We start from the raw sequence: 11,769 nt of genomic DNA, 5'->3' as shown, positions 1-11,769 counted from the left end.
GGAGGCCGCCCCGATGCGATCGGGACGGCCTCGCTCCGGCTCGGGGAGCCGGGTGCACGTGGTGCTCGGCGTCAGTTCGAACGACCGTTGACGTCGCGTCGGTCGTCGTCGTTCCAGTCGGGCTTGCGCACGCCGGACTTCGCGATGCCGCGGCTGACGACGTAGGCGGCCGTCACGATCGCGACGTACAGCCAGGCCTGGTCGGCGCCGAAGCCGGTGTGGCCCTCGTCTGCGTTGTCCACGACGGCCGACGCGACGAGGATCGCGATGGACACGACCAGCCAGGCGTAGAACTCCGTGGTCTTCAGCGCGGACTTGGTCTCGTTCCACGTGGCACGCACGACCGAGTCGTTCCGTGCGGGACGTCCTGCAGTGTTCGACATGGTCACTCCTTCTGATCTCCGCCACCGGGCTTCGGTGGCGCCGTGTGCAGAGATTTGTCTCGCTCGGCTGATTACTCGCCCAGTTTGGGTTCTCAGGAAGGGGGTGGAACATGGCGTTTGTCCACAGAACGCCAGGACCGGACGGGGCGACGATGCACGACGAGGACCACCCGCAGCGCGGATTCGATGTGTTCGAGCGGCAGCCGCGCACCACGGAGGGTGCCGCCGCCATCGCCAGCCTGCAGGCGCTCAGCGACAGCGTCCACGAGGCCGACGAGCAGGCGCTCCGCACCCTGGGGATGTTGCCCGTCGATGCGCTCGCGCTGCGGCACCTCGTGCTCGCGGACCGGGACGGACGGCTGGTGAACCCGACGCAGCTCGCGCGGGTGTTGCGGCTCTCCACCGCCGGGATCACGAAGCTCATCGACCGCCTGGTGCGTGACGGGCGGGCGGAGCGGCGGGCGAACCCCGAGGACCGCCGTGGCGTCATCATCACGGCGACCGGCTCCGCCGAGCAGGACCTCGCACGTGCCTACGGGCACATCCACGCTCCGCTGATCGAGACCATCGACGCGCTGAGCGTGGACGAGGCGACGGCGGTCCGCCGGTTCGCCTCCCGCCTCGCCGAGGCGCTCCGGCAGGAGCTGCCCTCCCCCGGCACCCCCTGACGCCGGCCCGGCGCGGTGGGTCGGTGGCAGCGACGGACTGGAGGCCCGTGGCGGCATCGCCACGGGCCTCCAGTCTTCTTTTTGTCGCGTTGCGCGACGGGCGCTACCGCACCCGCTTGATGGGGATGACGACGAGTGCGCCGATGATGGCGATCGCGCCGGCGGCCCAGCACATGAGCGTGTAGTTGTCGGCGGCGTCCCCGGACCCGATCTTCAGGAAGAACAGGGCGACGGCCGGGGCGAGCGACTGCGGCAGGGCGTTGGCGATGTTGATGACGCCGAGGTCCTTGCCGGGACGGTCCGCGTTCGGCAGGACGTCGACGACGAGTGCGGTGTCGATCGCGGAGTAGATGCCGTACGCGAAGCCCATGATGACCTCGGCGACGTAGAAGCCGTTGACCGTGTCGGCGTGCGCCAGCACGATGAGTCCGACCGCGAACATCGCCGTGGAACCACCGACGAACACCTTGCGGCGACCGAGCTTGTCCGAGGCCCAGCCGGACAGCGCCGCACTGACCAGCAGCGCGATCGTGTAGAGCAGCACACCGAAGGCGACGGCGGCCGTCGCCTCCTTCGCGCTCTCGATGCCGAGGTGCTGCTCCATGTAGAGCAGGCGGTACGTCGTGAACATGAAGGTCGCGAAGATGATGAGGAAGCGCGACCACCACGCGAACGCGAAGTCCGGGTTCTTGACCGGGTTCGTCCAGAACGACGCGATGAGGTTCAGGAACGTGAACTTCTTGAGCTTGTAGGTCGGCAGGTCGTCCCGCGCGACGACGGCGTACACGGCGACCAGGATGATCGCCAGGATGCCGGGCGCGATGAACAGCACGGGCAGGTTCGCGACGAAGAAGACCGACAGGTAGGTGCCGGCGAGCACGGCGATGTTCTGCGCGAGCGCGATGATGCTCGAGGACCGGCCGCGCTGCAGCTGCGGCACGTTGTCGGCGAAGCTCGCGAGCAGGGTGGCGAGCGTGGCGTTCGCGGCGAGCTGGGCGAGCAGCCAGGCCAGCGTCAGGTTGAGGACGTCCGGCGAGTAGGCGATCCACGCGAGGGCGATCGCGAAGACCACGACACCGCTGAGCAGCCAGGGCCGACGACGGCCCCAGCGCGTTCGGGTGCGGTCGGACAGGGCACCCGCGAGGGGGTTCATGATGAGCGCACCGAACGCGCCGATCGGCAGCACCGAGCCGATGACGTTCGCGGCGTCGTCGCCGACCAGGGCCTGCGCCTTGAGCTGCATGCTCACGTAGACGGGCGCCATGAGCGCGACGAAGAGGCCGAACTGCCCGAGGAACAGGGCGATCTGGTAGCCGATGCCCACCTTGACCGTGCTGACGGGCTGGGTGATGCCCTCTTCCGGGTTGAGCAGTGCCGGGCTGCCGGGTTCGGGTGTGCTCATGACGCCTCCTTGAGTCGATGAAAACCTTGCCTGACAAGGTTTTTCCGACGCGAGCATACATCGACACGTGTTGTCCGCAACACCGGGGTCGTCACATGGGGCAGCAAAAACTACACACCGGGTGGTTTTTGGGGTAGCGTCGTCATCGATCTCGCCGCGGAGCATCGCTCCTCGACGGGCCGCGACACCCAGACAGGATCGAAGGAGCCTCTGCAATGCCCACCACTTCTGTGCAGCTGTACTCGCTGCGCGACGCCATCGCCGAAGACCTCGACAAGGCCATCGCCCGTGTCGCCGAGATCGGGTACGAGAACGTCGAACCCTACGCGTTCGTCGAGCGCGCCACTGACCTCGAGCGTGCGTTCGCGGCCACCGGCCTCAAGGCTCCGTCCGGCCACGTCGCCGTGATCGACGCCGAGGACACCGCGCCGATCTGGGACGCCGCCGAGCGCCTCGGCATCCGCACCGTCATCGACCCGTTCATCCCGACCGACCGCTGGCAGACCGCCGACGACGTCGCGAAGATCGCCGAGCGCGTCAACGAGCTGACCGCCGAGGCCGCCGGCCGTGGCCTGCAGTTCGGCTACCACAACCACCAGTGGGAGTTCACGAACAAGGTCGACGGCCGCACCGTCTACGACCTGTTCGTGTCGCAGCTGTCGCCGGAGACCGTCCTCGAGGTCGACACCTTCTGGGCGACCGTCGGTGGCGCCGACGCCCCCGCCGTGCTCAAGGGCCTGGGCGACCGCGTCGTCGCCATCCACGTCAAGGACGGCAAGGTCGACGGAGACATCCGCACCGCGCTGCCCTCGTCCGAGAGCGCCCTCATCGTGCCCGAGGCACTGCAGCGCGCCTTCGAGAACCAGACGCCGGCCGGTCAGGGCGACGTCGACGTGACCGCGATCCTCGCCGCCGCACCGCAGGCCATCCGCGTGGTCGAGTTCGACGCGTACAAGGGCGACGTCTTCGAGGGCATCACCGAGTCCCTCACCTGGCTCAAGGACAACGACAAGTGAGCCGTGTCGGGATCGGCATCATCGGTGCCGGCAACATCTCCACCCAGTACCTCGAGAACCTGACCGAGTTCGCCGACGTCGAGGTCCGCTTCGTCGCCGACGTGCTGCTCGAGCGTGCCGCTGAGCAGGCGGCTGCGTACGGCGTCGCCTCGTCGGGATCGGTCGAGGAACTCCTCGCCCGCGACGACATCTCGATCGTGATCAACCTGACGATCCCGGCCGCGCACGCCGAGGTCGACCAGCAGATCATCGACGCCGGCAAGCACGTCTGGAGCGAGAAGCCGATCGCGACCGACCACGCGTCGGCCGCCGCGGTGCTCGAGTCGGCGAAGGCCAAGGGCCTGCGCGTCGCGACCGCTCCGGACACCGTGCTCGGCGCGGGCATCCAGACGGCGCTCCGGGCCATCGCCCGCGGTGACATCGGCGAGCCGCTCTCCGCGACGACGCTGTTCCACGTCCCCGGACCCGAGGCGTGGCACCCGAACCCGGACTTCCTGTTCGCCACCGGTGCCGGCCCCCTGTTCGACATGGGCCCGTACTACGTGACGACCCTGGTGCACGCGTTCGGCACCGCCTCGCGCGTGCAGGCCGTCTCGTCGAAGTCGCTCGACCGTCGCACGATCGCGTCCGGCCCCCGCGCCGGCGAGACGTTCCCGGTCGAGGTCCCGACGCACCACGCGGCCCTGATCGAGTTCGCCGGCGGGCAGTCCGCCCAGTCGACGTTCTCGTTCCAGCACGCCCTGCCCCGCATGGGCTTCGTCGAGATCAACGGCACGCTCGGCACGATCTCGCTGCCGGACCCGAACACGTTCGAGGGCTCGTCGCAGCTCTGGCGCTACGGCCAGGAAAAGCCCGAGACGCTCGAGGCGGTCGGCTCCACCTGGGGCCGTGGCACCGGTGTCGTCGAGCTCGCCCGCGCCATCGCCGAGGACCGCCCCGAGCGTGCCTCCGGCGCCGTCGCGCTGCACGTGCTCGACGTGCTGCTCGGCATCCGTGACGCGGCCGAGTCGGGCTCCGCCGTCGACATCACGTCGACCGTGGACGCGATCCCGCCGCTCCCCGAGGACTTCGACCCCGCGGCAGCCGTGCTGACCGCGGGCGCGAACGCCTAGGAGCGCCCAGGAGCGCCGCGCGCACCACTTCGTGAGCAGCAATGGTCGGGTCCCCAACGGGGACCCGACCATTGCTGCTCACCAGGGTGTGTGATCGCTCGACCCTGCGCTCCGTGGACCGGACCGCGCGGTTCGGCCAACGGATCCGCGCTCGGCGGCCATCTGGAGCGGCCCGGAGTCGGGGGCTTCTTCACTCGGGTGATGAGAACCATGGGTGTGGAGGAGGAGCTGCTCCTCATCGACCGGTCGACGGGCGTGCCCGTGCCGGTCGCCGACGGTGTGCTGGCCGGTGCGAGGGCGACGCGGGTGCGCGACCCCGGCGGCGTCGTGGGCGAGATGCAGCGCGAGATGATCGAGGTCACCACCCGCCCGCACACCTCGCTCGCCGCGCTCGGCGGGCAGGTGCTCGACAACCGGGCACTCGTCGAACAGGTCGCGAACGGCTTCGGTGCGCACGCCGCCCCGCTCGCGACGTCGCCGACTCCGGTGACCCCGCACGTGAGCGACGGCGCCCGGTACCACCGGATGATGCAGCGCTACGGGTCCATCCCCCGGCAGGGGCTGACCTGCGGCCTGCACGTCCACGTCGCGATCGACTCCCCCGCCGAGGGTGTCGCGGTGCTCGACCGGATCCGGACGTGGACGCCGGTCCTCATCGCCCTGAGCGCGAACTCCCCCTTCCACGCCGGGGTGGACACCGGTCATGCGAGTTTTCGGACGATCGCCTGGAGTCAGTGGCAGTCGGCCGGCCCGATGGAACGGTTCGGGTCGGAGGAGCGCTACCGCGCCGTCACCGAGGGCATGCTCCGGACCGGCGCCCTGCTCGACGAGGGGATGCTCTACCTCGACGCGCGCCTGTCCCACGCACACCCGACCGTCGAGGTCCGCGTCGCCGACGTCCCCCTCGACCCCGGCGTCACCGTGACGATCGCAGGACTCGTCCGAGCGATGGTCGACACCGCTGCCGAGGAGTGGCGTTCGGGGTCGCTCGAGCGCGACACCCCCGCCTGCACCGTCCGGCTCGCGAACTGGCGCGCTGCGCTCGAGGGCCTGGACGGTGAACTGGTCGACCCGTTGACGGGCCGCGCCGCACCCGCACGCGAGGTCGTCACGCTCCTGCTCGCCCACGTGCTGCCGGCGCTCGTCGCGAACGGCGACGACCAGCTCGTCGAACGCGGCCTGGCCGACCTGTTCGCGCGTGGCACCGGCGCGTCGAGGCAACGTGCGGCCTACGCGGCGACCGGTGACCTCGGGCAGGTCGCACTCGCTGCCGCGATGTCTAACGTGCACGCACGGACCGGCCGCGCCGCGCCCGGTCTGTGGCCCGGTGCGGACACCGGTTCCGTCATCGGGGGCCACCCGGCGAGCTCGGGCCTCAGCGGTGCGGTCGGCTGATGGGCTCCAGGTGGCAACCGTGCCCCCGGATCGCTCGTCGACACCGGGGCGTCATCGCACTCGTGAACTCGATCTCGAACGCCTCGGCCCAGCCGGTGCTCGACGATTCGACGTCGAGCAGGAACTCGACCGGGGTCCACTCCGGGTCGTCGCAGCCAGCCGGTCGGACGGGCAGGACCCGGGTCGAGAAGCCGACCACCCAGGCACGACGGAGGACCCCCGGCAGGCTCCGGGCCAGGACCTCGCGGGGCAACACGACCCGTATCCACATCTTGCTGCCCTCCGCCCGTTCCTTCGGACACTCTGCGCACCCGATGGACAGAATCAACGCGACCGCACATCACGGTCAGATCAGCCTCGCGCTTTCCGAACGATCCGATGGGAGCACCCCGTGACCGACCTCGAGAACCCGCCCGTCCTGGGCGAACACCCGGCGGACGTCGGCCCGGGGCGTCCGGTGAAGCTCGGCGCGCGGTTCGTGCACTGGCACACCACCACCGACCACAAGACGATCGGCAACCTGTACCTGGTGACGTCGTTCGGGTACTTCTGCCTTGCCGGGGTGATGGCGGTGGTGATGCGGACGGAGCTCTTCACCCCGGGACTCGACGTGCTCGAGACCCGCGAGGAGTACAACCAGCTGCTCACGATGCACGGCACCGTCATGCTGCTGCTGTTCGCGACCCCGCTGTTCTCCGGGTTCGCCAACGCGATCATGCCGCTGCAGATCGGTGCCCCCGACGTCGCGTTCCCCCGGCTCAACGCGTTCTCGTACTGGCTCTACGCGATGGGCAGCCTGGTGACGATGGGCGGGTTCCTGACACCGGGCGGAGCGGCCGCGTTCGGGTGGACGGCCTACGCACCGCTGTCGGACACCACCTTCGAACCGGGCATCGGCGGGCACCTCTGGGTCGCCGGCCTGAGCATGACCGGCTTCAGCACGATCCTCGGCGCCGTGAACTTCATCACGACCGTCATCACCATGCGCGCCCCTGGGATGACGATGTTCCGGATGCCGATCTTCACGTGGAACGTGCTGATCACGTCGATCCTCGTGCTGATGGCGTTCCCGGTGCTGGCGGTGGCGCTGTTCGGCCTGCTGCTCGACCGGGTCTTCGACGCGCAGGTCTTCAACCCGGCCAACGGTGGCCCCCTGCTGTGGCAGCACCTGTTCTGGTTCTTCGGCCACCCCGAGGTCTACGTGATCGCCCTGCCGTTCTTCGGCATCGTGTCCGAGGTGTTCCCGGCCTTCAGCCGGAAGCCGATCTTCGGCTACAAGACGCTCGTGTACGCCACGATCTCGATCGCGGCGCTGTCCGTCTCGGTGTGGGCGCACCACATGTTCGCGACGGGTGGGGTCCTGCTGCCGTGGTTCTCACTCATGACGATGCTGATCGCCGTACCCACGGGCGTGAAGATCTTCAACTGGGTCGGCACGATGTGGCGGGGCTCGGTGACCTTCGAGACGCCGATCCTGTGGGCGATCGGCTTCCTCGTGACCTTCACGTTCGGCGGGCTGACCGGCGTGATCCTGGCGTCGCCGCCACTCGACTTCCACGTCCACGACACCTACTTCGTCGTGGCGCACTTCCACTACGTGGTCTTCGGAACCGTCGTCTTCGCGATGTTCTCGGGCTTCTACTTCTGGTGGCCGAAGTTCACCGGCAAGATGCTCGGCGAACGGCTCGGCAAGGTGCACTTCTGGATGCTGTTCATCGGGTTCCACATGACGTTCCTGATCCAGCACTGGCTCGGCGTCATCGCGATGCCCCGCCGGTACGCGAGCTACCTGCCCGAGGACGACATCACCTGGCTGCACCAGGTCTCCACGGTCGGAGCGGTCCTGACGGCGGCGTCGATGATCCCGTTCTTCCTGAACATCGTGCAGACGATGCGGAAGGGCCGCAAGGTGCTCGTCAACGACCCGTGGGGCTACGGCCGGTCGCTCGAGTGGGCGACCAGCTGCCCGCCGCCCCGGCACAACTTCACGTCGGTGCCACGGATTCGGTCGGAGTCGCCGGCGTTCGACCTGAACCACCCCGAGGCAGGGGTCCCGGTCGGGGTGGGTCCGGCGATGGACCGCCCGGATGCGGCCACCCACGACCAGGCGACGGGCAAGACCCGGCACCCGAAGGAGACCGACCAGAAGTTCTGACGCGCCGCGGAGCCCCCGCGCGTCAGACCAGCGCGGTGAAGGACGCGTCGCGCACGAGCAGCGTCGCAGCGTCGCCCACCACGGCCTGGTCGGGGTCGCTCGACAGCCCGAGGGACCAGCTGCCCCCACCCGGACGCTCCGGCAGCGTGAACTCCACCGTGGTGTCCGACGCGTTCAGCAGCACGGCCACGGTGTCGTCGCCCTGGTGCAGCACGAGCGTCACGGCCCGGTTGCCGCCGTCCGCCCAGTCGCCGTCCTCGAACCCGGCGGCGTCGGCACGGAGCACGGTCACCGTCGACTCCGAGTCACCCGGTGCGGTGCGGAACCACTCCGGACGCAGCGCCTGGTGCTGCCGACGGAACGCGATGGCCGCCGTGGTGAAGGCGAGCAGGTCCTGGTCGGCGGCGGCCCAGTCGAACCACGAGATCTCGTCGTCCTGGCAGTACGCGTTGTTGTTGCCGCCCTGGGACCGGGCGAGTTCGTCGCCACCCAGGATCATCGGGACGCCGGCGGAGAGCAGCAGGGTGCCGAGGAAGTTGCGGCGCTGCCGGTCACGGTAGTCGTTCACCGCGCCGTCGTCGGTCGGGCCCTCGATGCCGCCGTTGAACGAGGTGTTGTCGCTCTCGCCGTCGTTGTTGTCCTCGCCGTTCGCCTCGTTGTGCTTGTCGGCGTACATCGTCAGGTCGGCCAGGGTGAAACCGTCGTGGGCGGTCACGAAGTCGATCGAGCACAGCGGGGAGCGCCGCGAGCCCTCGTAGACGTCGGGGCTGCCCAGGACCCGCTGCACGGCGTCGCCGAGCGCGCCCTCGTCGCCGCGCCAGAAGGCACGCAGGTCGTCGCGGTACTTGCCGTTCCACTCGGACCAGTCGGCCGGGAACCCCCCGACCTGGTAGCCGGCGGTGTCCCACGGCTCGGCGATCATCTTGACCTCGCGCAGCACGGGGTCCTGGTGGATGATGTCGAGGAACGCGGAGTGCTTCTCGGCCTCACCGTCCTGGCGGGTGAGCGTCGTGGCCAGGTCGAAGCGGAAGCCGTCGACGTGCATCTCCTCGACCCAGTAGCGGAGCGAGTCCATGATGAGTCCGAGGGCCGCCGGGTGCCCGACGTTCAGGCTGTTGCCGGTGCCCGTGGTGTCGAAGTAGTTCGCCTCGTCACCCTCGACCAGCCGGTAGTACGACTGGTTGTCGATCCCCTTGAACGACAGCGTCGGGCCCATGTGGTTGCCCTCGGCGGTGTGGTTGTAGACGACGTCCATGATGACCTCGAGCCCCGCGGCGTGCAGGGCCTTCACCATCGCCTTGAACTCGGCGACCTGCTGCCCGGCGGTGCCGGAGGACGAGTACTCGTCGTGCGGCGCGAAGAAGCCGATGCTGTTGTAGCCCCAGTAGTTGCGGAGGCCCTTGTCCAGGAGCGTCGAGTCCTGCACGAACTGGTGCGTCGGCAGCAGCTCCACCGCGGTGACGCCGAGGTCGGTGAGGTGCTTGATCGCCGCCGGGTGGGCCATGCCGGCGTAGGTGCCGCGGATCTCCTCGGGGACGTCCGGGTGCTGCTTCGTGAAGCCCTTGACGTGCACCTCGTACACGACGGTGTCGGCGAGCGGCGTCCGCAGCAGGGTGTCACCGTCCCAGTCGAAGGACCGGTCGGCGACGACCGACTTGGGCATCGCGCTGGCGGAGTCGGTGTCGTCGAGGCGCTCGGGGTCGTCCATGTCGTGGCCGAACAGGGCCTGGCCCCACTCGTAGGTGCCGTCGACGGCGGTGGCGTAGGGGTCGAGCAGGAGCTTCGCGCCGTTGTGGCGCAGGCCGTTCGCCGGGTCCCACGCACCGTGCACGCGGAAGCCGTAGCGGGTGCCGACGGTCACGCCGGGAACGACGTCGTGGAAGGTGTAGCCGGTGCGGTTGCGGAGCTCGGTGCGGTGCTCGGAGCCGTCGTCGTCGAAGGTGCAGAACTCGACCCGCTCTGCGGTGCTCGAGAACAGGGCGACGTTGGCGCCCCCGTCGACGAGCGTGACGCCGAGCGGGGTGCGCGTGGAGATGGTCATGGTGCCGTTCTACCGGCCGGTGGCTGTGCCGGAGGCAGCGTCACGTACCCCGTGGCCGCTCAGCGCACCGGCGGGACGAGCTGCTCGAGCAGCCGCAGCACCCGCTCGCCGTCGACGGCGCCCGGGTCGAGCAGCCACTGGACCTGCAGCCCGTCGGATGCCGCGATGCTCAGGCTCGCCAGGTCGACCGGGTCCAGGTCGGCGCGGATCCGGCCACTCGCCTGGTCCGCCTCGATCAGTTCGGCGAGTTCGGCGCGCAGCCGGGCGAAGCGTTCGCGCATGAAGTCGCGTGTGGCCGGGTGGCCCTCCTGCACGGCGTCGGCCGCGAGGGTCGTGTACAGCTGCACCAGTCCCGGCACGGCCCGGTTGCGCGACGCGCTCTCGCGCATGTCGCCGATCGCCGACTTCATCCGGTCGGGCGCGCCCTGCTCGCGGACCTCGTGCTCCCGGTAGACGGCGAGCAGCAGTTCGTCGCGACTCGGGAAGTAGTGGCGGAGTGCCGCGTGCGTGATCCCGAGGGCCTCGGCCACCGAGCGGAGCGACGATGCGTCGACCCCCTGCTCCGCGACCATGCGGATCATCTCGTCCAGGATCTGCGTGCGCCGCTCGGCGCCCTTGCGGTACCCGCCGCGGCGCGGCTGGGCCGCGTCGGCGTCGTCCGCGGGGTGGGTCATGCACCCAACTTACCGCTGGAAGGTTTTCTCGCCACCGTCGGTCTGGAGGCCCGTGGCGGGCGCACCACGGGCCTCCAGTCCGTACCCGGGTCGCGTCGCACCCGCCGGGTCGCGTCGGCCGGGCGCGCTCGCGTCAGTCCTGGTCGTCGACCGTGTACTCGTCGACCGGCGCGGGCGTGCCCGCGGCGAGCGCGTCGACGATCTTCGTGAGCGAGTCGGCGAGGACGGCGTTGTCCGCGTCGGGGAGTTGCTCGAGCACCTCGACGACGGCCGCGTGGAAGCGCGCGTACGAGGCGTCGATCTTCTCGGCGGCCTGGTCGGTCGGGGCGAGCACCTGCGCACGACGGTCGGTGGGGTGCGCCGTGCGGGACAGCAGACCCTTCTGCACGAGCCCGTCGACGATCTTGGTGACCGAGGCGTTCGAGACGGCGAGCATCACGGCGAGGTCCTTCGGGCCCATCGTCCGGCCGTCCCGGTGCGCCTGGAGCATGTACCGGACGGCGAGGAACTCGTTCTTCGACAGGCCGCTCTCGATGCGGGCGGACTCGATCTGCTGGTCCTCGGCGTGCTGCAGGCGCAACAGCGCGTCGACGGCGGTCTTCGCGACCCGGGACTCGGGTTCGCGGGCGTAGAGGTGGACGTGCTCTCGACGGACGACGGTCAACGGCATGGGGTCATGCGCTCCTTGCTAAACGGCAGGCGTGGTGAAGAAGTCCGCGTAGGACGGTTCGGAACGGCCGGCGAGCAGCGAGGGGTCCTGGATGCGACGCTCGACGTACGCGTCGATGATCGCCGGGTCGGTGAGACCGACGCGCGTGTGGCTGCCACCGATCCGTGCCGTCCGAGGCATCCCGGAGTACGTGCTGTGCATGTCGTGTCCCGCCCTTCTTGCTTGCCGTGTGTCCCCTGCGGACGCCTGAACT

Annotated in this window: 12 protein-coding genes; 5 read left to right on the top strand and 7 right to left on the bottom strand. The window is 69.6% G+C overall.

The genetic code is table 11. From position 1 onward, the window contains the following. Positions 1-71: 71 nt before the first annotated feature. Complete coding sequence (locus DEJ20_RS00445; protein ID WP_071404437.1) at positions 72-383, bottom strand: hypothetical protein; 312 nt, start codon at positions 381-383, stop codon at positions 72-74. A 152-nt stretch (positions 384-535) separates the two neighbouring features. Between DEJ20_RS00445 and DEJ20_RS00440 the strand changes: the two genes are divergently transcribed. Further along, positions 536-1,051 (top strand): MarR family winged helix-turn-helix transcriptional regulator, encoded by a 516-nt coding sequence (locus tag DEJ20_RS00440; protein WP_181431453.1) that lies wholly within the window; start codon positions 536-538, stop codon positions 1,049-1,051. A 103-nt stretch (positions 1,052-1,154) separates the two neighbouring features. On the opposite strand, the gene DEJ20_RS00435 is transcribed toward DEJ20_RS00440, so the two are convergent. Beyond that, positions 1,155-2,453 carry an MFS transporter gene (locus DEJ20_RS00435; protein WP_051597042.1) on the bottom strand — a complete coding sequence of 433 codons (1,299 nt, stop codon included), beginning with the start codon at positions 2,451-2,453 and terminating at the stop codon, positions 1,155-1,157. Positions 2,454-2,668: 215 nt separating this feature from the next. Here DEJ20_RS00435 and DEJ20_RS00430 point away from each other — a divergent pair, with 215 nt between their 5' ends. The 3 genes from DEJ20_RS00430 (at position 2,669) to DEJ20_RS00420 (ending at position 5,976) form a co-directional block, all read left to right on the top strand. Beyond that, a complete protein-coding gene (locus tag DEJ20_RS00430) occupies positions 2,669-3,469 on the top strand; it encodes a sugar phosphate isomerase/epimerase family protein (protein ID WP_171907779.1) in 801 nt (266 codons plus the stop codon). Further along, positions 3,466-4,581, top strand: a complete 1,116-nt coding sequence (locus DEJ20_RS00425) for a Gfo/Idh/MocA family protein (RefSeq protein WP_111234445.1) — start codon at positions 3,466-3,468, stop codon at positions 4,579-4,581. The genes DEJ20_RS00430 and DEJ20_RS00425 overlap by 4 nt, the downstream gene beginning before the upstream one ends. 201 nt (positions 4,582-4,782) lie before the next feature. Then, positions 4,783-5,976: a carboxylate-amine ligase gene (locus DEJ20_RS00420; protein ID WP_220034962.1), complete on the top strand. Its 1,194-nt coding sequence runs from the start codon at positions 4,783-4,785 to the stop codon at positions 5,974-5,976. On the opposite strand, the gene DEJ20_RS00415 is transcribed toward DEJ20_RS00420, so the two are convergent. Next, complete coding sequence (locus tag DEJ20_RS00415; RefSeq protein ID WP_111234446.1) at positions 5,957-6,247, bottom strand: hypothetical protein; 291 nt, start codon at positions 6,245-6,247, stop codon at positions 5,957-5,959. The genes DEJ20_RS00420 and DEJ20_RS00415 overlap by 20 nt on opposite strands. Before the next feature lie 186 nt (positions 6,248-6,433). Here DEJ20_RS00415 and ctaD point away from each other — a divergent pair, with 186 nt between their 5' ends. After that, positions 6,434-8,131, top strand: coding sequence for an aa3-type cytochrome oxidase subunit I (gene ctaD / locus DEJ20_RS00410; RefSeq protein ID WP_258377102.1), 1,698 nt, complete (start codon positions 6,434-6,436; stop codon positions 8,129-8,131). A 22-nt stretch (positions 8,132-8,153) separates the two neighbouring features. On the opposite strand, the gene glgX is transcribed toward ctaD, so the two are convergent. The 4 genes from glgX to DEJ20_RS00390 all read right to left on the bottom strand — a co-directional run bounded on the left by glgX (position 8,154) and on the right by DEJ20_RS00390 (position 11,717). Next, a complete protein-coding gene (gene glgX, locus DEJ20_RS00405; protein ID WP_111234448.1) occupies positions 8,154-10,172 on the bottom strand; it encodes a glycogen debranching protein GlgX in 2,019 nt (672 codons plus the stop codon). 59 nt (positions 10,173-10,231) lie between these two features. Further along, the gene (locus DEJ20_RS00400; RefSeq protein WP_111234449.1) at positions 10,232-10,846 is read right to left on the bottom strand and encodes a TetR/AcrR family transcriptional regulator; all 615 of its coding nucleotides are present in this window, start codon (positions 10,844-10,846) and stop codon (positions 10,232-10,234) included. 133 nt (positions 10,847-10,979) lie between these two features. Beyond that, the gene (locus tag DEJ20_RS00395; protein ID WP_111234450.1) at positions 10,980-11,516 is read right to left on the bottom strand and encodes a MarR family winged helix-turn-helix transcriptional regulator; all 537 of its coding nucleotides are present in this window, start codon (positions 11,514-11,516) and stop codon (positions 10,980-10,982) included. An 18-nt stretch (positions 11,517-11,534) separates the two neighbouring features. Further along, positions 11,535-11,717 carry a hypothetical protein gene (locus DEJ20_RS00390; RefSeq protein WP_071404431.1) on the bottom strand — a complete coding sequence of 61 codons (183 nt, stop codon included), beginning with the start codon at positions 11,715-11,717 and terminating at the stop codon, positions 11,535-11,537. Between the last annotated feature and the right edge of the window lie 52 nt (positions 11,718-11,769).

The organism is Curtobacterium sp. MCSS17_005, from assembly GCF_003234225.2.
GTDB classification, from domain to species: Bacteria; Actinomycetota; Actinomycetes; order Actinomycetales; family Microbacteriaceae; genus Curtobacterium; species Curtobacterium flaccumfaciens.
Note: the sequence above shows the minus strand (reverse complement) of the source record. Positions and strands in the feature narration are given on the sequence as shown.

Excerpts from the sequence above, each read along its gene's own strand:
- DEJ20_RS00395 (WP_111234450.1), bottom strand. The coding sequence starts at position 11,516 with ATGCCGTTGACCGTCGTCCGTCGAGAGCACGTCCACCTCTACGCCCGC.
- DEJ20_RS00445 (WP_071404437.1), bottom strand. The coding sequence starts at position 383 with ATGTCGAACACTGCAGGACGTCCCGCACGGAACGACTCGGTCGTGCGT.
- DEJ20_RS00420 (WP_220034962.1), top strand. The coding sequence starts at position 4,783 with ATGAGAACCATGGGTGTGGAGGAGGAGCTGCTCCTCATCGACCGGTCG.
- glgX (WP_111234448.1), bottom strand. The coding sequence starts at position 10,172 with ATGACCATCTCCACGCGCACCCCGCTCGGCGTCACGCTCGTCGACGGG.
- DEJ20_RS00390 (WP_071404431.1), bottom strand. The coding sequence starts at position 11,717 with ATGCACAGCACGTACTCCGGGATGCCTCGGACGGCACGGATCGGTGGC.
- DEJ20_RS00400 (WP_111234449.1), bottom strand. The coding sequence starts at position 10,846 with ATGACCCACCCCGCGGACGACGCCGACGCGGCCCAGCCGCGCCGCGGC.
- DEJ20_RS00415 (WP_111234446.1), bottom strand. The coding sequence starts at position 6,247 with ATGTGGATACGGGTCGTGTTGCCCCGCGAGGTCCTGGCCCGGAGCCTG.
- DEJ20_RS00430 (WP_171907779.1), top strand. The coding sequence starts at position 2,669 with ATGCCCACCACTTCTGTGCAGCTGTACTCGCTGCGCGACGCCATCGCC.
- DEJ20_RS00435 (WP_051597042.1), bottom strand. The coding sequence starts at position 2,453 with ATGAGCACACCCGAACCCGGCAGCCCGGCACTGCTCAACCCGGAAGAG.
- DEJ20_RS00440 (WP_181431453.1), top strand. The coding sequence starts at position 536 with ATGCACGACGAGGACCACCCGCAGCGCGGATTCGATGTGTTCGAGCGG.